Genomic DNA, 19,463 nt, shown 5'->3' on the forward strand with positions numbered 1-19,463 from the left:
GCCTGAGACCGAGCCGACGTCGACTGGGCCGACCGAATCGTCTGAGTAGTTCGATGTCGAAGGTGCTCACAGCGGTCGCAGGGCGACGCTCCTACTCCCGGGTGAGCGTGGATGCCCCGAGTCACGCCGAGCTGCTTCCTCTGGTTGAGGCCGCGGCGCGGGTGGCCGACCACGGTGCCCTGCGCCCATGGCGGCTGATCGAGTTGCGTGGCGCAGCGCGTGAGCGCCTCGGTGAGGCGTTGGTGGCGGCATCCGGTAAGAAGGGTGAACGCGACCCAGGGATGGCCGCCAAGCCGCTGCGGGCCGAGTTGCTGATCGCCGTGGTGGCGAGCCGTCAACGCAGCAGCAAGGTGCCGAAATGGGAGCAGGACGCCACAGCGGCCGGCGTCGCCCACATGCTGAGCCTGCTGCTCGCTGACGCCGGTTGGGGCGTGTTCTGGCGCACCGGACCGCTCACGCGCGCGACCACGGTGCGCAAAATGCACAAGCTGGCCGACACCGAGGAGCTGCTCGGCTGGCTGTACGTCGGCGGGGTGCCCGCCAACGCGAAGGCCGGCAAGCGGCTGAAGATCGATCCCGAGAAGTTTCTCTCGGCGTTGTAGCTGCGCTGCGCGGGTCGAAAACCGCTACGCCCAGTGACTTCATTGGGCGCAGCGGTTTTCACCGGGCGCGGCAACAGATTCATCCAATGGATGCCGTTACGCGGGTCGGATGCCGCTGCGCCAGTTGGCGCCGACCCACGCCGCGACATCCGACCCGCGCAGCGGCTACGGCACAGCAATCAGGCCGCGCTCGACACCCGACGGCGTGCGCTCCGAGAGCTCGTCCCGTTCGTCGGTGGCTCCTCGACTGCACTGCGGCTGCGCGGAATCAGAGCCGCCAGCACGAGAGCCGCGGCCGCAGAGCCGATGGCGACAGCGAATGTCACGTGGAATCCGGCCAGGGATGGAACCGTGACCGAGCCAAACGACATCGTCATGTTGGCCAAGATCATTCCCATCACCGCTGCCGAGACCGACGTACCCACCGAGCGCATCAACGCGTTGAGGCCATTCGCCGCACCGGTTTCGGTGGGAGGCACCGCCCCCATGATCAGGGCGGGCATGGCGGCGTAGGCCAGCCCGATGCCGGCGCCGATCACCATGGAGGCGGCAACAATCTGCCACACCGCGTCGATGAGGAAGAACGCGAGAACGTAGCCGGCGCCGATCACCACTGCGCCGATGATCAGTGTCGTCTTGGGTCCGCGTCGCGCGGTCAACCGCGCCGAGACGGGCGAGAGCAGCATCATGACGATGCCGCCCGGTGCCATCGCGAGACCGGCCTGAACCATGGTCAACCCCAGCCCGTACCCGGTAGACGTCGGTGCCATCAGCAGCTGCGGAAACGACAGGCTCATGCCATACATGGCGACGCCAACGGCGATCGAGGCCAGGTTGGTGAAGAGCACCCGGGGACGAGCAGAGACTCGGAGGTCAACCAGCGGAGAGGCCAGTCGCAACTCGAGAATCCCCCAGAGCACGAGGATGAGTGCCGCAGCGGCAAAGAGCCCCAGCGTCAACGGGCTCGTCCAGCCCCAGCTCGCGCCCTTGGTGATCGGAAGCAAGAGGGCAATCAATCCGGCTGCCAATCCCAGGGCGCCCACGAAGTCGAAGCGTGACGGGGTGCGCACCGGTGATTCGGGCAGAATCGTTGCCACCAAGACCAGCGAAACGACGCCCAGACCGGCTGCGGCCCAGAACAGCACGTGCCAATCGGCGTTCTGTGCGATCAATGCCGATACGGGCAGCCCAATGGCACCGCCGACTCCCATGGAAGCGCTCATCGCCGCCACGGCTGGGCCGACCTTCTCGCGTGGGAGCACATCACGCAGGATGCTGATTCCGAGCGGAATGGCACCCATCGCGAGTCCCTGCAGAATTCGGCCCGCCAACATCATTCCCAGTGAGCTCGTCAGAGCGGAGAAGACGGATCCCACAACGAGAAGAGCGAGCGAGATGACCAGCATCCGTCGCTTGCCGAACATATCGCCCAAACGCCCGGCGATGGGCATCACGACCGCCCCGGCCAGCAGCGTGGCGGTGATGATCCAGGATGCGTCGGTGGCCGTGGTGTGAAGCAGCGACGGAAGCTGAGGAATCAGCGGCACCACCAGCGTCTGCATGAGTGAGACGACGATTCCCACGAATGCGAGCACGACGACGGCAAAGCGAGGTGGGCGAGCAGCAGTCGTTGGTGTTGATAGATCCGGGGTCATTGGGCTCCTGAAGGAAAAGTGGGGGCACGAAACGGCGCCTATGTATAGTACAAGCAATTTGCATGATGCAATAGCCGTGCATGATGCAAGAGCGAGATAGGCTGGTGAGCAAGACTCGACGAACCACAAGGAGAGCCGTGCCGGAGCCTCGCGAACCGCTGAAGCCGCTTCACTACGAGCTCATGCTGCTGTCCCGCTACCATTTGAGGCCGCCCGCCGCCTCATCCGCGCTCGACCGCTCGGGCTATGTGCTGCTCAATCGGCTCGAACTGGTGGACCCGATGACGCTCAAGGAGCTCTCGCAGGCCCTGCGTCTTGACACCTCGACAGTGCATCGCCAGCTGGGCGCGCTGCTTCGTCACGAGTACGTCGAATACGTTCCAGGGGCCGCCGGCGAGGTGGCTCGCCGTTTCGCACCCACCGCCGCGGGCCGGGCCGCGCTCCTCGACGCGCGCGCCTCCCATGAGCACGAGTTGAGTGCCGTCGTCGGCGACTGGCCGGCGGAGAAGCAGCAGCAGCTCATGAGCCTCCTGCGCGACTTCAACGAGCAGGTCGAACGCCTCGAGTCAGCTCCCTGGCCCCGGCTCGCCGACTAGCGCTTTTCCCTGCGGCGCACGCCGACAATCAGCACGGCCACCAGGGCGAGGGCCGTGCCGGCGATCGTCGAGAAGGCGATCGGGCCGGCATGCGTCGGGGCGAACAGGTCGAGCGCGAGCGCGCAGAGCAGCTGGCCGGCGACGATTCCCAGCCCGAGCACCAGCACGCCGGTCGTGCGCACGATCAGGGCGTTGCCGGCGATGAAGATGCAGCCGATGGCGCCGCCCAGGTAGAGCCAGGGGTCGCTCGGCAGCTGGGTCGGCAGCCCGACGAACAGGCTGTGCACCAGTAGTCCGATTACCAGGACAATGGTGCCGAAGACGAAGTTGAGAAACGTTGCGGTCAGCGCGCTCTCGGCGGTAGCCCGCACTCGGCCGTTGACAGCCTGCTGCCAGCCTTGACCGAATCCGGCGACCAACGGCATCCACATCAGCCAGAGCGGAACCCCGCTCGCGAACTGTCCGGACACGGCCAGTGCGACGGCGAGCAGGGTGACGATCGCCCCGATCACACGGGGCGCGGTCAGCGGATGGTGGCCGCCGGGACCGACGCCGAAGCGGTCCATGACGAGCCCGCTGACGGTCTGCCCGGCCACGACCGCGACGGTGAAGAGCGCGACGCCGAGCAACGAAGCGGTCAGGCTCTGGGAGAGCACGTAGAACGCACCTGCCGTGCCGCCGAGGATGTGCCACCACGACAACGATCGAACCGTCAGCGCCGCGCGCACCTTGCCGAGCCCGCGTCGGCCCGTCGGCCAGAGCAGCATGGCGATGCTGAGAATCACCAGGCCGCTGCCGAACGAGATCACCGCGGCGACGAAGCCGTCGCCGAGCTGATGACCCAGTTCACCGTTGAGGCGCGACTGAATGGCGTTGAGCGCGCCAAACACGACGGCGAAGGCCACGGCCAGCCACACCGGGATGCCGCGGTGCTTCGCCGGTGCTGACGACGAAACGATCGGGGCTGGGCTGGTTTGGGTCATCAGATGATTCTACGAGCCGCCCGAGTGCGGCCCGCGTTGAGCTCGATCGCCGAAAGCGCTGGCAAGCGCGGGCAACCGTTGGGTTGGCTCACTCTTGCGCGTCGCGCAGATACTGAAAACGCCCCACATCCCAGTCGGGAGTAGGGCGTTACAGGGCCGGCCACGGGACTTGAACCCGTAACCCCCACTTTACAAGAGTGGTGCGCTACCAATTGCGCCAGGCCGGCATGAGGCGAAACCTCGGTCTATATCCTAAATGGTCGAGGCCACTCTTGCGAAAACCGACCTGGCCACGGTGGTTTGCGGCGACAGCTGCCGAAGCGCCGAGCGCTATCCGGCCGGAGTTTCGGCCGGAGCCGGAGTCTCAGCGGGAGCCGGAGTCTCAGCGGGAGCCGGCTCCGCCGGAGCAGGCTCGGCCGGAGCCGGAGTCGCGGTCGGAACCGGCGTGGCGGTCGACGTGGAGTAGGTCTCCCCCGCAGCCTGCAGCACGAAGGCGGCGAACTCCTTCGGGTCGGTGAGCGACCCGACATACTGCTTGCCGTTCACGAGCACGGTCGGGGTGCCCTTGATCGCCTTGAGATCGGTGTTGGGCAGCGGGCCGGTGACGGCGCGCGTGGTCGCCGCGTCCACCCACGAGGTGAAGGTGCGATCGGTGATGCAGGTACCGATCGCCGTGAGGTTTGATTTCACTCCGGACGCCTTCACGACGTCGAGAAGTTCGGCATCGCTGCGACCGGCCGAGCCCTCTTCGGGCTGGTCGACGAACATCGCCGAGTTGAAGTCGAAGAAGGAGTCTGGCGCATAGTTCGCCACACACGCCGCGGCGTTGGCCGCGCGCAGGGAGTATTCGGTTCCCGCTGACTTGCGGGTCAGCAGTGCCACAGGGTGAATCTCGACCGTCGCAGCACCGGACTCAACGAGCTTGGCGATCTGCTTGCTGTTGGTCTTCTCGAAGTCGCCACAGAGCGGGCAGAGGTAGTCGAGGTAGATCCGGATGTCGGTGACGGTGCCCGTGGCATCCGGCTTCGACGGAATCGGCTTGGCCTCTGGGCGGAGGGCGGAGGTCTGCACGACCTTCATGCCCTCGCCGATCAGGATGCCGTCGCTCGCCATGTTCGCCGGTCCGGGACCGACAGGGCGAATGGACGTGACAATGACAACTGCAATGAGGCCGACGATTGCGATGGCGGCGAGGGCGATTCCGCCCTGCAGGAAGACCCGGTTTCGACGGTCCTTCTTCTTCTGATTCTCGCGAAGCTGCTTCGCCTTGTGACGGGCAGCGTCGCGTCGCTGGCTCTTTGAGAGGTGATCGTCGCCTGATCCACCGATTGTCATTAATACTCGTTCCGGTACGTGGGGTTGCACGCAAGCTCTATGCAAATGCTCTCAAATAGTAGGTTGCTTGTCTGGGAAAGGGCCACACAGCGCCCGAACGGGGGGTGACCGCCAGCAGAACGCCCGCGACCATTCACGGTTTCGGAACTGTGCTCCGCGCGTGTCATACTGAGTTTCGATCGCGCGCGCTCACGGGCGCTGCGATCAATAAATCCCATCACTAAGGATCGTCCGGCACGTACCTGCCGGTGAAGGAGAATATAGAAACATGGCTACTGTCACTTTTGACAAGGCAACCCGTCTCTACCCGGGTTCCACTCGCCCGGCCGTCGACAAGCTTGACCTCGACGTCGCCGATGGTGAATTCCTCGTTCTCGTCGGCCCGTCCGGCTGCGGAAAGTCCACCTCCCTGCGCATGCTCGCCGGCCTCGAAGAGGTCAACGACGGCAACATCTTCATCGGTGAGCGCAACGTGACGGATGTTCCGCCGAAAGACCGCGACATCGCCATGGTCTTCCAGAACTACGCTCTGTACCCGCACATGACGGTTGCCGAGAACATGGGCTTCGCGCTCAAGATCGCCGGCGTCAACAAGGACGAGCGCGCCGCTCGCGTTCTCGAAGCCGCCAAGATGCTCGACCTCGAGCCCTACCTCGGCCGCAAGCCCAAGGCTCTCTCCGGTGGTCAGCGTCAGCGCGTCGCCATGGGCCGCGCCATCGTGCGTCAGCCGCAGGTGTTCCTCATGGATGAGCCGCTGTCGAACCTTGACGCCAAGCTGCGCGTTCAGACTCGCACCCAGATCGCTTCGACGGTTCGCCGTCTCGGCGTCACCACCGTCTACGTCACCCACGACCAGACTGAGGCGCTCACCATGGGCGACCGCATCGCCGTGCTGAAAGATGGTCTGCTGCAGCAGGTCGGCACCCCGCGCGACCTCTACGCCAAGCCGAACAACGTCTTCGTTGCCGGCTTCATCGGCAGCCCGGCCATGAACCTGTTCCTGGCTGATGCTGTTGACGGTGGCGTCAAGTTCGGCACCTCGACCGTTCCGGTTGCTCGCGAGACCCTCGCCGGCGCATCCGGCCAGCAGGTCACGATCGGTGTTCGCCCCGAGGACATTCACGTGTCGTCGACCCCGGGCGAAGGCCTCGAGATCGACGTCGACCTGGTTGAAGAACTCGGTGCTGACGGTTACCTCTACGGTCACTCCACCATCGCCGGCAAGCGCACCGACATCGTTGCGCGCGTCGACGGTCGTGTTCACCCGTCGGCCGGCGACAAGGTCTACCTGACCCCGACGCCGAACCACGTGCACCTCTTCGATGCAGAGAACGGCCTGCGCCTCGGCGGAGCAGTCACCGACTAAGACTCACCATCACGATGGAGGGCCCGGTCACCGAAAGGTGACCGGGCCCTCCATCGTTAACCCGCAACACTCAGGCGGGCGAGAATCCCAGAGCACACCGAAAGGTGGCCGGGCCCCTCGTCATTAACCCGCAACACTCAGACGGGCGAGAATCCCAAAGCACACCGAAAGGTGGCCGGGCCCCTCGTCGTTGGCAGGCCGGCTTTAGCCGACCGACGCGCGGGCGCGAATGATGAGGTCGGTGAGCACGTCGAGGTCGATGTCCTCGAAACGGGCGAAGCTCAGACTGCTGTCCCCGACCTTCGAGGCGCCGATCGATGCGGCGAATTGCTGTCCGAGGTATTCGCCGTCTTCGACAGCGTTCACATAGAGGCTGAGATAGTTCTTCTGCGTGGCGAGGCCGATCAGAAACCATTCGACCTCGATTCCACGGGACCGTGTCTGCACCAGGTCGCCGTAGCCGATGATCTGCTGCTCTGTACCGCCCCGGAACACGCCCTCCCAAAGTGTGCGGGAGAGCCCGTTCAGCAGCGGGTGAATGAGCAGGTCGAGTGCGCGAATCGCCTCCCCGCTCTCGCCCTCCAACCCCTCCAGGTATTCATCGACCGATGTCGCTGACTTGTGCATGACGCTCCTTCGTAACCGTGGGCCGTGGGTCAGCTCGGCAGAAGCCCGAGTGCCCGCACCGCGCTCTGTTCCTCGATCAGCTCCGCGACGGATGCGTCTATGCGCGCACGTGAGAACGCGTTGATCTCGAGGCCCTGCACGATCTGCCAGGCACCGTCGACCGAACGCACCGGAAACGAGGAGATGAGCCCAGCCGGAACCCCGTAGGAGCCGTCAGAGACGATTGCCGCGGATGTCCAACTCTCGCCGGTGCCGTTGACCCAGTCGAAGACATGGTCGATCGTCGCGTTCGCGGCCGAGGCCACCGATGACCCACCGCGCACCGCGATGATTTCAGCGCCGCGCTTGGCCACCCGGGGAATGAACTCGTCGCTCAACCAGCGCTCATCGACCAGATCGACGATCGGCGTCGCGCCGGAACGCGCATGAAACACGTCGGGGTACTGCGTCGCCGAGTGGTTGCCCCAGATGGTCAGATCAGAAATGGAACCGACCGGCACTTCGAGGCGCGCCGCCAGCAGGCCGACGGCCCGGTTCTGATCGAGACGAGTGAGCGCGGTGAACCGTTCCGCCGGAACATCGGGGGCGTGAGCCGAGGCGATCAGCGCATTGGTGTTCGCCGGGTTTCCCACGACAACCACCCGCACGTCATCGGCGGCACCGGCGTTGATCGCCGCACCCTGGGGTCCGAAGATCTGGCCATTGGCTTCGAGGAGGTCTCCGCGTTCCATGCCGGGACCACGCGGGCGCGCGCCGACCAGGAGCGCGACGTTGGTTCCGTCGAACGCGCGAGTGACATCATCCGTCACCTCGACCGAGTGCAACAGAGGGAACGCGCTGTCCTGCAGCTCCAGCGCCGTGCCCTCCGCGGCGGCAAGCCCACCGGGGATTTCGAGCATTCTGAGCCTTATCGGCACGTCGGGTCCGAGCAGCTGGCCCGACGCGATGCGAAAGAGAAGCGCGTAGCCGATCTGGCCGCCCGCTCCGGTCAGGGTGACGGTCACGGGGGCAGCTGTCGAGCGGGGAATGGGGTTCACGGTGCCAGCCTAATCCTGGCGCCGGCCCTGCCGCGGTCGCTCTCGACCGCATCCGGGAAACTCACCCAGGTTGACGCCGGTAGGCTCGAGTCATGAGCGGTTCTCTCAATATTCTTTCGGCAACGGCCGACCCGGCGCTGCTCGATCTGCCGTGGCATCTCCCCCTCGACGCCTGGCCGAATCAGAACATCGCGGCCTTGCCCAAGGGCATCTCGCGGCACCTTGTTCGTTTCGCCCACCTCAGCGGTCGCGTCGTCGCGATCAAAGAGACCACGAGCGAGATGGCCAAGGGTGAGTACGACATGCTGCGCCGACTGCAGGGTCTCGATCTGCCCTGCGTCGAGCCGCTCGCCGTGATCACCAATCGCACCGATGAAGACGGCGCCCCGCTGAAGTCGGTGCTCGTCACCCGGCACTTGAAGTTCTCGCTGCCCTACCGGGCGCTCTATTCACAGACGCTGCGGCCCGACACCGCGACCCGTCTGGTCGACGCCCTCGCCGTGCTGCTCGTGCGCGTGCACATGGTCGGCCTGTTCTGGGGCGACGTCTCGCTGTCGAACACGCTGTTCCGCCGTGATGCCGGCGCGTTCGCCGCGTATCTGGTGGATGCCGAGACCGGCCAACTCTATCCTGGCGGGCTCTCGAACGGGCAGCGTGAAAACGACCTCGAGATCGCGCGTGTGAACATCGCCGGCGAGCTGATGGACCTCGAGGCCGGTGGCCGCGTCGCCGACGAACTCGACCCCATCCGCATCAGCAACGGCATCGTGGCCGCCTACCGCTCGCTCTGGAAGGAGCTGACCGGCTCTGAATCGTTCGACAGTTCCGAGCGCTGGCGCATCACCGAGCGCGTGGAGCGCCTCAACCACCTCGGTTTCGACATCGAGGAGCTGGGCATCAAGACCGACGAGACCGGCACGACCGTGCGCATTCAGCCGAAGGTCGTCGACGCCGGCCACCACCAGCGCCGCCTGCTGCGCCTGACCGGGCTCGACGCCGAAGAGAACCAGGCCAGGCGCCTGTTGAACGACCTCGACTCCTACACGGCCAGCTACGGCAACCCGGAAGCCGACGAAGAGATGGTCGCCCACGAGTGGCTCGTGCGCGTCTTCGAGCCCGTCGTGCGCGCGATTCCGCGGGAGCTCAAGGGCAAGTTGGAACCGGCCGAGGTCTTTCACCAGCTGCTCGACCACCGCTGGTTCATGGCCCAGAACCAGGGCCGCGACATTCCTCTGGCCGAGGCCGTCACCTCGTATGTGCAGGATGTTCTGCGCCACCGCCGCGATGAGGTCACGGTGATCGACCCGCCGACGGGCTCGATCACCATGCCAATCTCGGTGGCCGGTGCCGCGGCATCCGACGATGACAGCGACTGGCGGCTGAAGGTCTAGTCGCCGCCCGGGCCGCCCGTGCGGCGGATCAGCTGCGCCGAGCTTGACACTTTCGGTCGAGTTTGACCGGCACACCAGGGAATCTCGACCGGAAGTGTCAAAGTCGGCGAAATCGGCTCACTGGGTTTGGAGATCGGCTCGCGGGATCTCGAGACGCGGCCTCCTGCGTCGGCTGCTCCTCGACCACCGAGATGCGAAAAACGGTGCCGCCCCCACGGGGACGGCACCGTTTTCGTTAAGCGAGAGCGCGAACGCTAGACCGCTGCAGCCTTCGCAGCCTTGGTCGCTGCCTTCGTCGCGGCCTTCGCGCTGGAGTGCTCCGCGCGCAGACGCGAGATCTCGTAGAGCGTGACGCTCGCGGCGATTCCGGCGTTCAATGACTCGGCGGCGGCGCTGATCGGGATGGAGACGATCGCGTCACAGGTGTCGGCGACGAGGCGCGAGAGCCCCTTGCCTTCGCTGCCGACGACGATCACGATCGGGCGGTCGGCCAGGCTCAGGCCGGGCAGCGACACGTCGCCGTCGCCGTCGAGGCCGAGCACGAACACACCGCGCTCCTTGAGCGCCTTGAGCGTCGCGGTCAGGTTGGTCGCCATGGCGACAGGGGTGCGGGCTGCGGCACCGGCCGAGGTCTTCCATGCCGACGCCGTGACGCCGACCGAGCGACGCGCAGGCACGATCACACCGTGACCACCGAATGCGGCGGTCGAACGGATGATCGCACCCAGGTTGCGGGGGTCGGTGATGCCGTCGAGGGCCACGAACAACGGCTTGTGGCCGCGGCTGATGGTCAGCTCGAGCAGTTCGATCGGGTGCGCGTACTCGTAGGCCGGAACCTTGAGCGCGACTCCCTGGTGCACCGAGTCACGACCGGCGAGACGGTCGAGCTCCGGACGCATCACTTCGAGGATCGGGATGCCGCGGCCGGTGGCGATCGACAGGATCTCCTTGGTGCGGTCATCCATTTCGATGCGCGTCGCGATGTACAGGGCCTTCGCGGGGATCTTGGCGCGCAGCGCCTCGAGCACCGAGTTGCGGCCGGTCACGATTTCGTGCTCGTCGATCTGCTTCACGTTGCGCGTCGACGAACCGCCGCCGCCGGTGTTGCCGGTTCCGCCGCGGGTTGCGCCACGAGCTCCGCCGCCCTGTGCACCGCCCTGGTAGCCGCCGCGCGTCTCGGCGCCGTCGGGTGCCTTACGCGTGCGGGTGCCGCCTGCTGCGGCAAACCGCTCCTGAGCGGCCTTGCGCTTGCCTGCGGGGTGGTACGGACGGTCGACGGCCTTCGGCGTCGGCTTCTTACCTTCGAGGGCCTGGCGACCCTGGCCGCCCGAGCCGACCTGCGGGCCTCTGGCGCCCTTGCGCACGGCTCCGGTGCGCGCCTTGCGATCTGTGTTCTTCATTAGTCAAAACTCCAATGGGCACCCGATGGGGTGTCTTCGATGGTGATTCCGGCGTCGACGAGTTCGCTCCGGATTCGGTCTGCGGCCGCAAAATCGCGGCTCTGCCTGGCGATTTCCCGGTCGGCGAGCAGGCGCTCGACGAGGGCGGTCAGTGCGACCATGGCTGGTTCATCCGTCGCCACGGCCCAACCGGGCGACAGGGGGTTGATTCCGAGGACCTCACTCATGGCGAGAACCTGAGAGCGGGCGGATGCTGCGGCGTGCAGGTCTTCGGCGTCGAGCGCGGCGTTGCCGGCCCGAACGGTGTCGTGAAGCACACCGAGCGCCTGCGGAACGGCCAAATCGTCGTCCATTGCCGTAGCGAACTCATCGGGCACCACTTCGACGCCGGACGCGGCGAACCGGGTGTCGGCGAGTCGGCGGTCGGCGCGGTCGAGAAAACTCTCGACGCGTTCGAGCGCCGCCTCGGCCTCAGCGAGGGAGCCGGGCAGAAAGTCGAGCGTCGACCGATAGTGGGCGGCGCCCAGGTAGTAGCGCACGACGATCGGGCGAGCCTGCTCAAGCAGTTCGGCCGCGAAGACCGAGTTGCCGAGCGACTTCGACATCTTCTGGCCACCGACGTTGACGAGGCCGTTGTGCACCCAATAATTGGCGAAGGCATCGCCGGCCGCAGTGGACTGGGCGAGTTCGTTCTCGTGGTGCGGAAAACGCAGGTCGAGGCCGCCGCCGTGAATGTCGAACTGGCTGCCGAGGTAGCGGGCCGCCATGGCCGAGCATTCGATGTGCCAACCGGGTCGGCCGTCGCCCCAGGGCGACGGCCACGAAGCAGACGCAGGCTCATCGGCCTTGTGTCCCTTCCAGAGCGCGAAGTCGCGGGGGTCGCGTTTGCCGCGCGGGTCGGCATCTGCTGCGGCTTCCATGTTGTCAAGACTCTGCCGGGTGAGCTCACCGTAGGCCGGCCAGCTGCCGGTGGCGAAGTAGACGTCGCCGGAGCCGTCGGCGGCCGGATAGGCGTGGCCGCGGTCGACCAGACGCTCGATGATCTCCTGCATCTGCTGCACGCTGGCGGTCGCCCGCGGCTCGTAGGTGGGAGCAAGAATGCCGAGGCGCTGGTAGCCGGCGGTGAACTCCAGCTCGTAGCGGTAGGCGAGAGCCCACCATTCTTCGGTCGAACCCTGGGCGTTGACCAGAATCTTGTCGTCAATGTCGGTGACGTTGCGCACGAAGGTCACGTCGTTGCCGCGGTAGGCCAGCCAGCGGCGCAGCTGGTCGTAGACGAGGGCGCTGCGCAGGTGGCCGATATGCGGCGACGACTGCACGGTGGGACCGCAGACGTAGATCCCGACTTTCCCGGGCACGAGGGGAATGAAGTCGCGAAGGGCTTGAGCCTTCGAATCGTAAAGTCGCACAGTCACGCCTCCCAGCTTAGGACAGCACTCTGCACGGTTACCGGGGTCGTCGCCGCATGCGCCGCAACCGGAACGATGAGGGCGGTGGCCGACGCGGCGATACCCTCGCCGCGACCGGTGAAACCGAGTGCGTCGGTCGTCGTCGCTGACACGTTGACCGGGGCATCGAGGATGCCGCTGAGCCAGGCTTCGGCTTCGGCCCGACGCGGGGCGAGCTTCGGGCGGTTGCCGATGATCTGCACTGCAACGTTTCCGACCCGGAATCCCGATTCGGTGAGCAGGCGCAGCGTTTCGCGCAGGAACAGTTCACCGTGCGCGTTGGCGTAGCGCGGGTCAGAGGTGCCGAAGACGCCACCGATATCGCCGAGCCCTGCCGCGGAGAGCAGCGCGTCACAGATGGCGTGAACGGCGGCATCGCCGTCGCTGTGCCCGGAGAGTCCGCGCTCCCCCGGCCAGTGCAGGCCGGCGAGCCAGAGCGGGGAGGCGTCGTCGAAGGCGTGCACGTCGAGTCCGGTGCCGATGCGCGGGAGGATCGGGGCCGGGGGTGCGATTGCATCCGCTCGCTCGGCGAGCAGTAGCTCGGCCCGGCGCAGATCGGCGTCAGTGGTGATTTTGAAAGCGAGAGCAGAACCAGCGATGACACGCACCGGATGGCCGGCGGCGGCAACCAGCGCCGCGTCATCCGTCGCTTCGGCGATGGCCGCTGCGGTGGCAGTCTCAGCCACCTCGACAAGCAGCCCGCGCGGAAAACCCTGCGGTGTCTGCACGGCGGCGAGCTCCGACCGGTTGAGCGTGGCCTGCACCGCGCCTGAGGCGTCGACCCGTTTGATGGTGTCGACGACGGCAAGACCGGGCAACACCCCTGCCCCGGTGGACTGAACGGCGTCGGCTACCGCGTCGAACAGCGCCGACGGGGTCAGAGCGCGGGCCGCGTCGTGCACCAGCACGGTACGAATTGCGGGCTGCAGCTCGGCCAGGCCCCGGTTGACGGATTGTTGTCGAGTGTCGCCGCCCGCGACAACGGTCCCAATGCCGGCGAACCCGCCAGGGATGCCGCGGGCCGCGCGATCGCCCATCGTGCGGGCGTCGGCGAGCAACGCTTCAGGGGCGACGACAATGACCTGCGTCGGCTCGCGCATCCCAAAAACGGATTCGAGTGCGCGTTCAAGCATGGGCACGCCGGCGACCGGAACGAACGCCTTCGGCTGCGCGCGACCGAGCCGGGTGCCGCTGCCCGCGGCGACGACAATGACCGCGACGGTCGGGGCGTGCAGTTCAGTCATGTGTGGAGGCTATCTGCTGGGAGGAGTGGGCTGAAGGAATGAGAAAGGCGGCACCTCGCGGCGCCGCCTGACAGGGATGAAAAAACTACGAGGCAAGTACCTCGTCGAGAACGGTTGATGCCTTCTCTTCGTCGGTCTTCTCGGCTAGGGCCAGTTCAGAAATCAGGATCTGACGCGCCTTGGCCAGCATCCGCTTCTCTCCGGCGGAGAGTCCGCGATCTTGGTCACGACGCCACAGGTCACGAACGACCTCTGACACCTTGATGACATCGCCGGAGGCGAGCTTTTCGAGGTTTGCCTTGTAGCGACGCGACCAGTTGGTGGGCTCTTCGGTGAACGGTGCGCGCAGCACATCGAAAACCTTGTCGAGTCCTTCTCGACCGATCACGTCGCGAACGCCGACGAGGTCAACATTCTCGGCAGGGACTTCGATGGTCAGGTCGCCCTGGGTGACATTGAGCTTCAGGTAGAGTTTCTCTTCACCCTTGATGATCCGCGTCTTCACTTCAGTGATAGTTGCGGCTCCGTGGTGGGGATATACGACAGTTTCGCCAACCTCAAACAGCATGTATTTGTATCCCTTCAGCAACCTCTAGGATACCACAGGCCCCAATGGTAGGGTTCGGCCCGCACGCTCTCGCCCGAGAACACCGATAAGCTATAACTCAAAGCGTAATTTTGCGGCGTTCTGACCGGTCAGGTTGAACGTCGAACCGTTGTGGAGGTCTTGTGAGGGCGCGTATCGCTGCATCCGTCGTTTTGGCGGCTGGCATTCTGTTGGGCACGAGCGCCTGCAACTTGTTTGCACCCCAGGCGACCACGAATCACTATGACGCCAGTGATGGCGTCAGTGGCAATGTGGGTGAACTCGCCATCCGTAACGCCATTGTCATCTCTGACAATGGCGAGCTGGGCAACCTGCTCGTCACCGTCGTGAACTCCGGCGTCACGTCGCAGAACCTGGCGATCCAGTTCGAGTCGAAGGGAAAGAAGGTCTCGCAGGAGGTCGAAATTCCCGGCAACTCGACGATTCCGATCGGTGACAAGGGCTACCCGAGCGTCGCGCTCGAGAACATCGACACCATTCCAGGTGCGCTGCTCCCCGTGTTCTTCCAGTACGGCGAAGAGACCGGTGTCGAGCTTCTTGTTCCGGTTCTGACCAATCAGCTGCCGCAGTACTCGACGTTGACGCCGACCCCGACTCCGACCCAGGAGGCCACGCAGCTTCCCGCTGTGGAGCCGACCGAGGCCGCCACGCCGACGGAGACGCCGGCCCCGTAACTTCGTTTCACAGAAATGCCCGCATCCGATCGGCTCTCGCCACCCGGATGCGGGCTTTTCTTTTGCTCCGGCGCCTGCCGACGTGCCGGCCTACGCCTCGAAGCGGTAGCCCAGCCCGCGAACCGTGACGAGCATCGTCGGCTCTGATGGCGTCTGCTCAATGCGCGAACGGATGCGCTTGATGTGCACATCCAGGGTCTTGGTGTCGCCGAAATAGTCTGTTCCCCAGACGCGGTCGATCAGCTGTCCGCGGGTGAGCACTCGGCCTGCATTGCGCAGCAGAAACTCGAGCAGCTCGAACTCCTTGAGCGGCATGGGAACGACCGCGCCCGACACCGACACGGTGTGGCGTTCGATGTCCATCTGCACGGTGCCGGAGCTCAGCACGTTCTCGCTGTCGTCGCCCTCATCGATGCGGCGCCGCATCACCGCCCTGATGCGGGCAAGCAGTTCGCGCGTCGAGTATGGCTTGGTGACGTAGTCGTCGGCCCCGAGCTCGAGGCCGACGACGACATCGATTTCGGAGTCTTTGGCCGTCAGCATGATGATCGGCACGTTTGACGTGGTGCGAATTTCGCGGCAGACCTCGGTGCCGGGAATGCCGGGCAGCATCAGATCGAGCAGGATCACGTCGGCGCCCGCGCGGTCAAACTCGGCCAGGGCGCTCGGCCCATCTTCGGCTACCACGACCTCGTAGCCCTCCCGCTCGAGCAAGAAGCTCAACGGTTCGCTCAGTGCGCTCTCGTCTTCAACCAGAAGAATGCGTGTCACGGGGTGGTGTCTCCTGTCGCCGCCAAAGCGGTGGTGGTGGGAAGTGAGTTGTGGTCGGTCACCGGGGCTTCCGGAATTCTGATGGTGAAGGTCGAGCCGTGGCCGAGCTGCGACCAGACGCGGATGTCGCCGCCGTGGTTCTGCACGACGTGCTTGACGATCGCGAGGCCGAGGCCGGTGCCGCCGGTGTTGCGGGCCCGCGCCTGATCGACTCGAAAGAACCGCTCAAAAACCCGGTCGAGGTCGGCCTCTGGAATGCCGACGCCCTGGTCGGTGACGGTGATCTCGACGGCACCGTCGTTGCGGCGCACGCCGACACCGACCCGCGACCCCTCCGAGGAGTACGCCACCGCGTTGGCCACGAGGTTGTTCACCGCCATCACCAGCAGCTGCTCGTCGCCATAGACGTAGGCACGGGTCTTCTTGCCGACGGCGATCGTGATATTCGCCGCGCCGGCGACGACCCGGTTCTGATCGACGGCGTCGGCGACGATCGCATCGACACTGACCAGTTCGGGGAGTTCGAGCGCTTCCTGGGCCTGCAGGCGCGACAGCTCGATGATCTCCTGGGTGAGGCGGGCGAGGCGACGCGACTCCGACGTCAACCGGTTGGCAAACCGGCGAACCTGCACCGGTTCATCCGCTGCCTGATCGAGAGCCTCGGCCAGCAAACCGACCGCAGCGATCGGAGTCTTCAGCTCGTGGCTGATATTCGCGACGAAGTCACGGCGCACCTCATCGAGCCGGAATGCTTCGGTGTGATCATCGGCCAGCAACAGCACATAGCGGGTGCCGAGCGTGGCCAGGCGCACTCGAAAATGCATGCTGGCCTCGCCGAAGGGGCCGCGGGCGAGCTCGAGGTCTTCTGTGATCGTCTCGCCGGTGCGCCGCACCCGGCCGACCAGGTCGAGCAGTTCGGGATGCACCAGCTGACGGTTGAAGACCAGGCCGAGTGAAAGCGCGCCCGGGGAGGCCTTGACAACGTTGTTCGACGGATCGAGCACAACCCCGGCCGACTCGAGTGCGTCGAGCACCTGGTCGATCCCGTCGGGAACCGCGGGGTTGACCACCTCTGCTGCCTGCCGGCCGTGTCGTTCAGCCGCGTAGAGCAAAGTGACGAATCCGGCACCGACCGCCAACCCCAAAGCCAGGCAGACAAGCACCAGCCACGTCGATTCCATTCTTCTAGGTTAGTGACTCGCAAACGCGTCGAAGACGGTAAACGCAAGCGGCCACGATACTTTAGAAAGTGTTCAAGCCCGCGGCACCTGCCGTTAACCTGACCCCGGCACGATAGCTCGGGGACCAGTCGGGTCTCAGCGGCCCGCGATTTGCGCGGCCAGGAAGGACCACACCGATGCGTGAAGTATTCCAGCAGGAGCTTGCCGAGGTGCAGGAGCGTCTCGTCGAGATTTCCCGCCTCGTTGCGATCTCGATCGATAAAGCGACACGAGCGTTCAACGAGTCTGATGTCGGACTCGCTGAGGAGGTCATCGCCGACGATGACAAGATCGACCTGCTGACCGTCGAACTCGATGAATTGGCCATCACCATCCTGGCCCGTCAGCAGCCGGTCGCCCGCGACCTGCGCATCGTCGTCAGTGCGCTGCGCATCAGCGCTTCGCTCGAGCGGATGGGCGACATGTCGACTCACATCGCGCAGTTGGCTCGCTACCGGTTTCCCGACAAGGTGATTCCGAAGAGCCTGCGCCCGACGTTCCGCCAAATGGGCGCGCTCGACGTCGAGATTGCCAACAAGCTCACCGAGCTGCTGACGACCGAAGACATGCACCTGGCCGAGACCATCCGCAACGAAGATGACAAGGTCGACGCGTTGCACCTCAGCGTGTTCGACGCGGTGCTCGGCGAGACCTGGAAGGGTCAGGCCGCAGACACCGTCGACGCGACGCTCGCCAGCCGCTACCACGAGCGTTTCGCCGACCACGCGGTGTCGATCGCGAAGAAGGTTCAGTATCTCGGTACCGGCGACTGGCACCAGGACAGCAACGCGTAGCGTCGCACCCTGCACCACCCGCCGTGCACCTTTTCGGCAACGTCGACGCCCCCGGGAGCAGATGCTCCCGGGGGCGTCATTCGTTCGGTGGCGAGGGCTACTTCTTGCCCTGCGCGGCGACCGCTGCGGCACCGGCGGCTGCGGCCTCAGGGTCGAGGTATTCGCCAGGGCCGAGCGGCATCAGGTCTTCGCCCAGCTTGTAGACGAGCGGGATGCCGGTCGGGATGTTGAGCTCGGCGATGTCCTCATCGGAGACGCCGTCGAGGTGCTTGACCAGCGCACGCAGCGAGTTGCCGTGGGCGGTGACGAGCACGGTCTTGCCGGTCTTGAGGTCGCTGGCGATGTCGGACTCCCAGTAGGGAAGCATCCGTTCGATGACGTCTTTTAGGCATTCGGTGCGGGGAACAGCGTCGCCGAGATTGGCGTAGCGGGCGTCGCCGACCTGCGACCACTTGGCGTCGTCGGCCAAAACAGGCGGAGGCACGTCGAAGCTGCGACGCCAGAGCTGGAACTGCTCAGGACCGTACTTCGCCAGGGTCTCAGCTTTGTCGAGACCCTGCAGAGCGCCGTAGTGACGCTCGTTCAGACGCCAAGAGCGCTTGACGTCGATCCAGAGACGGTCAGCCTGCTCCAGAGCGAGGTCGGCGGTCTGGATGGCGCGGGTGAGCACCGAGGTGTGAACGATGTCGGGGAGGATTCCGGCTTCGGCGAGGAGTTCGCCGGCCCGGCGGGCTTCAATGATTCCCTGTTCGCTCAGTCGAACATCCACCCAGCCGGTGAAGAGGTTCTGCTGGTTCCACAGGCTGTTGCCGTGACGGAGGAGGACGAGTGTGTATGGCGCAGACATGTTTCAACTCTAGCGAGAGAGGACAATGGGATTATGCCGGTCGGAACAATCACACGTGGAACCACGAACACGAACCGGCTTCGCCGCATCGACCGTTGGATTGGCCACCTCCACGTGCTGCGCCATGTCACCGACCCGCTCGTCGTGGACCTGGGCTACGGCGCGAGCGCGGTGACCAGCTTGGAGCTCCACCACCGGCTGGCCAAGAAGCGACCGGATGTGCAGGTGCTGGGCCTCGAGATCGACCCGGCCCGGGTGCGCGGTGCGAACGAGCAACTCGCGGAGGTGCGGGAGGGCACGACCGGTTTCGCGGCCCACGCGCATGTCTCGTTCGCGGTCGGCGGCTTTGAAGTTCCGTTGCCGAAGGGGCGCACCGCAGCGATCATTCGGGCACAGAATGTGCTGCGCCAGTATGACGAGTCTGAGGTGGTGCCGGCCTGGAAGATGTTGGTGACCCGGTTGCAGCCGAAAGGCGTGCTCATCGACGGCACCTGCGATGAGATCGGGCGCATTCACGCCTGGGTGGATGTCGCTTTGGGCGGACCCACTCGGTTCAGCATCTCGCTCCGCCTCGACGAGCTGGAGTGGCCGTCGATCGTGGCCGAGCGGTTGCCGAAGATTCTGATTCACCGCAATGTGCCCGGCGAGCGAGTGTACGAGTTGCTGCGGGATCTTGACCGCAATTGGCAGCACCAGGCACCTCTCGGTGCCTATGGGCCGAAGCAGCGTTGGGTGGCGACGGTCGCCGCGCTCAAGGCGCAGGGTTGGCCGGTGCAGGGCGGGCCGGCGCGCTGGAAGCTCGGCGAGCTGACCCTGCCGTGGGCATCCGTGGAGCCGATCGGCTTTCGCTGGGAGTAGCCTCTCGA

At 65.5% G+C, this 19,463-nt stretch carries 19 protein-coding genes and 1 tRNA gene; 7 read left to right on the forward strand and 13 right to left on the reverse strand.

Translation table 11 applies throughout. The annotated features are described in order from the left end of the window. Window positions 1-53 precede the first annotated feature (53 nt). Window positions 54-602, forward strand: a complete 549-nt coding sequence (locus tag ABD791_RS17225; RefSeq protein ID WP_345068957.1) for a nitroreductase family protein — start codon at window positions 54-56, stop codon at window positions 600-602. Between the two features lie 179 nt (window positions 603-781). Here ABD791_RS17225 and ABD791_RS17230 read toward each other — a convergent pair whose 3' ends face one another. Beyond that, on the reverse strand, window positions 782-2,257 hold the full coding sequence (locus ABD791_RS17230; RefSeq protein WP_345068959.1) for an MFS transporter: 1,476 nt from the start codon (window positions 2,255-2,257) through the stop codon (window positions 782-784). Window positions 2,258-2,394: 137 nt separating this feature from the next. Between ABD791_RS17230 and ABD791_RS17235 the strand changes: the two genes are divergently transcribed. Further along, complete coding sequence (locus tag ABD791_RS17235) at window positions 2,395-2,853, forward strand: MarR family winged helix-turn-helix transcriptional regulator (protein ID WP_345068961.1); 459 nt, start codon at window positions 2,395-2,397, stop codon at window positions 2,851-2,853. Here ABD791_RS17235 and ABD791_RS17240 read toward each other — a convergent pair. The 3 genes from ABD791_RS17240 to ABD791_RS17250 form a co-directional block, all read right to left on the reverse strand. Then, complete coding sequence (locus ABD791_RS17240) at window positions 2,850-3,836, reverse strand: DMT family transporter (protein ID WP_345068963.1); 987 nt, start codon at window positions 3,834-3,836, stop codon at window positions 2,850-2,852. The two genes, ABD791_RS17235 and ABD791_RS17240, sit on opposite strands and share 4 nt — an antisense overlap. Window positions 3,837-3,990: 154 nt before the next feature. Next, window positions 3,991-4,063: transfer RNA gene (locus ABD791_RS17245), tRNA-Thr, on the reverse strand. Window positions 4,064-4,166: 103 nt separating this feature from the next. Continuing rightward, the gene (locus tag ABD791_RS17250; RefSeq protein ID WP_345068965.1) at window positions 4,167-5,171 is read right to left on the reverse strand and encodes a DsbA family protein; all 1,005 of its coding nucleotides are present in this window, start codon (window positions 5,169-5,171) and stop codon (window positions 4,167-4,169) included. Between the two features lie 268 nt (window positions 5,172-5,439). Here ABD791_RS17250 and ABD791_RS17255 point away from each other — a divergent pair, with 268 nt between their 5' ends. Further along, a complete protein-coding gene (locus tag ABD791_RS17255) occupies window positions 5,440-6,537 on the forward strand; it encodes an ABC transporter ATP-binding protein (RefSeq protein ID WP_345068967.1) in 1,098 nt (365 codons plus the stop codon). Between the two features lie 204 nt (window positions 6,538-6,741). On the opposite strand, the gene ABD791_RS17260 is transcribed toward ABD791_RS17255, so the two are convergent. Then, window positions 6,742-7,164, reverse strand: coding sequence for a hypothetical protein (locus ABD791_RS17260; protein ID WP_345068969.1), 423 nt, complete (start codon window positions 7,162-7,164; stop codon window positions 6,742-6,744). A gap of 29 nt (window positions 7,165-7,193) precedes the next feature. Then, complete coding sequence (locus ABD791_RS17265; protein ID WP_425562266.1) at window positions 7,194-8,201, reverse strand: malate dehydrogenase; 1,008 nt, start codon at window positions 8,199-8,201, stop codon at window positions 7,194-7,196. A gap of 92 nt (window positions 8,202-8,293) precedes the next feature. Here ABD791_RS17265 and ABD791_RS17270 point away from each other — a divergent pair, with 92 nt between their 5' ends. Further along, window positions 8,294-9,592 (forward strand): DUF4032 domain-containing protein, encoded by a 1,299-nt coding sequence (locus tag ABD791_RS17270; RefSeq protein WP_345068971.1) that lies wholly within the window; start codon window positions 8,294-8,296, stop codon window positions 9,590-9,592. Between the two features lie 254 nt (window positions 9,593-9,846). On the opposite strand, the gene rlmB is transcribed toward ABD791_RS17270, so the two are convergent. From rlmB to ABD791_RS17290, 4 genes are all read right to left on the reverse strand, one after another. Continuing rightward, on the reverse strand, window positions 9,847-10,992 hold the full coding sequence (gene rlmB / locus ABD791_RS17275) for a 23S rRNA (guanosine(2251)-2'-O)-methyltransferase RlmB (RefSeq protein WP_345068973.1): 1,146 nt from the start codon (window positions 10,990-10,992) through the stop codon (window positions 9,847-9,849). Further along, window positions 10,992-12,407: a cysteine--tRNA ligase gene (cysS, locus tag ABD791_RS17280; RefSeq protein ID WP_345068975.1), complete on the reverse strand. Its 1,416-nt coding sequence runs from the start codon at window positions 12,405-12,407 to the stop codon at window positions 10,992-10,994. Before cysS ends, rlmB begins: the two co-directional genes overlap by 1 nt. After that, the gene (gene ispD / locus ABD791_RS17285; RefSeq protein ID WP_345068977.1) at window positions 12,404-13,684 is read right to left on the reverse strand and encodes a 2-C-methyl-D-erythritol 4-phosphate cytidylyltransferase; all 1,281 of its coding nucleotides are present in this window, start codon (window positions 13,682-13,684) and stop codon (window positions 12,404-12,406) included. The genes cysS and ispD overlap by 4 nt, the downstream gene beginning before the upstream one ends. 85 nt (window positions 13,685-13,769) lie before the next feature. Next, complete coding sequence (locus tag ABD791_RS17290) at window positions 13,770-14,252, reverse strand: CarD family transcriptional regulator (protein WP_345068979.1); 483 nt, start codon at window positions 14,250-14,252, stop codon at window positions 13,770-13,772. Window positions 14,253-14,413: 161 nt separating this feature from the next. Here ABD791_RS17290 and ABD791_RS17295 point away from each other — a divergent pair, with 161 nt between their 5' ends. Further along, window positions 14,414-14,965 (forward strand): hypothetical protein, encoded by a 552-nt coding sequence (locus ABD791_RS17295; RefSeq protein WP_345068982.1) that lies wholly within the window; start codon window positions 14,414-14,416, stop codon window positions 14,963-14,965. A 90-nt stretch (window positions 14,966-15,055) separates the two neighbouring features. Here the strand turns inward: ABD791_RS17295 and ABD791_RS17300 are convergent, their stop codons facing one another. Beyond that, a complete protein-coding gene (locus tag ABD791_RS17300; RefSeq protein WP_345068984.1) occupies window positions 15,056-15,736 on the reverse strand; it encodes a response regulator in 681 nt (226 codons plus the stop codon). Further along, complete coding sequence (locus ABD791_RS17305) at window positions 15,733-16,917, reverse strand: sensor histidine kinase (protein ID WP_345068986.1); 1,185 nt, start codon at window positions 16,915-16,917, stop codon at window positions 15,733-15,735. Before ABD791_RS17305 ends, ABD791_RS17300 begins: the two co-directional genes overlap by 4 nt. Before the next feature lie 176 nt (window positions 16,918-17,093). Here ABD791_RS17305 and phoU point away from each other — a divergent pair, with 176 nt between their 5' ends. Beyond that, window positions 17,094-17,750, forward strand: coding sequence for a phosphate signaling complex protein PhoU (gene phoU / locus ABD791_RS17310; protein ID WP_345068988.1), 657 nt, complete (start codon window positions 17,094-17,096; stop codon window positions 17,748-17,750). A 97-nt stretch (window positions 17,751-17,847) separates the two neighbouring features. On the opposite strand, the gene ABD791_RS17315 is transcribed toward phoU, so the two are convergent. Then, window positions 17,848-18,597, reverse strand: coding sequence for a phosphoglyceromutase (locus ABD791_RS17315; protein WP_345068990.1), 750 nt, complete (start codon window positions 18,595-18,597; stop codon window positions 17,848-17,850). Between the two features lie 33 nt (window positions 18,598-18,630). Here ABD791_RS17315 and ABD791_RS17320 point away from each other — a divergent pair, with 33 nt between their 5' ends. Next, a complete protein-coding gene (locus tag ABD791_RS17320) occupies window positions 18,631-19,455 on the forward strand; it encodes a class I SAM-dependent methyltransferase (RefSeq protein ID WP_345068991.1) in 825 nt (274 codons plus the stop codon). Window positions 19,456-19,463: the final 8 nt, after the last annotated feature.

It is taken from the genome of Glaciibacter kafniensis (genome assembly GCF_039538945.1).
Classification (GTDB): domain Bacteria; phylum Actinomycetota; class Actinomycetes; order Actinomycetales; family Microbacteriaceae; genus Cryobacterium; species Cryobacterium kafniensis.

Bases quoted from the DNA above. Each gene is read 5' to 3' on its own strand.
- ABD791_RS17225 (WP_345068957.1), top strand. From the start codon at position 54: ATGTCGAAGGTGCTCACAGCGGTCGCAGGGCGACGCTCCTACTCCCGG.
- ABD791_RS17230 (WP_345068959.1), bottom strand. From the start codon at position 2,257: ATGACCCCGGATCTATCAACACCAACGACTGCTGCTCGCCCACCTCGC.
- ABD791_RS17240 (WP_345068963.1), bottom strand. From the start codon at position 3,836: ATGACCCAAACCAGCCCAGCCCCGATCGTTTCGTCGTCAGCACCGGCG.
- ABD791_RS17250 (WP_345068965.1), bottom strand. From the start codon at position 5,171: ATGACAATCGGTGGATCAGGCGACGATCACCTCTCAAAGAGCCAGCGA.
- ABD791_RS17255 (WP_345068967.1), top strand. From the start codon at position 5,440: ATGGCTACTGTCACTTTTGACAAGGCAACCCGTCTCTACCCGGGTTCC.
- ABD791_RS17260 (WP_345068969.1), bottom strand. From the start codon at position 7,164: ATGCACAAGTCAGCGACATCGGTCGATGAATACCTGGAGGGGTTGGAG.
- ABD791_RS17270 (WP_345068971.1), top strand. From the start codon at position 8,294: ATGAGCGGTTCTCTCAATATTCTTTCGGCAACGGCCGACCCGGCGCTG.
- rlmB (WP_345068973.1), bottom strand. From the start codon at position 10,992: ATGAAGAACACAGATCGCAAGGCGCGCACCGGAGCCGTGCGCAAGGGC.
- ispD (WP_345068977.1), bottom strand. From the start codon at position 13,684: ATGACTGAACTGCACGCCCCGACCGTCGCGGTCATTGTCGTCGCCGCG.
- ABD791_RS17290 (WP_345068979.1), bottom strand. From the start codon at position 14,252: ATGCTGTTTGAGGTTGGCGAAACTGTCGTATATCCCCACCACGGAGCC.
- ABD791_RS17305 (WP_345068986.1), bottom strand. From the start codon at position 16,917: ATGGAATCGACGTGGCTGGTGCTTGTCTGCCTGGCTTTGGGGTTGGCG.
- phoU (WP_345068988.1), top strand. From the start codon at position 17,094: ATGCGTGAAGTATTCCAGCAGGAGCTTGCCGAGGTGCAGGAGCGTCTC.
- ABD791_RS17315 (WP_345068990.1), bottom strand. From the start codon at position 18,597: ATGTCTGCGCCATACACACTCGTCCTCCTCCGTCACGGCAACAGCCTG.
- ABD791_RS17320 (WP_345068991.1), top strand. From the start codon at position 18,631: ATGCCGGTCGGAACAATCACACGTGGAACCACGAACACGAACCGGCTT.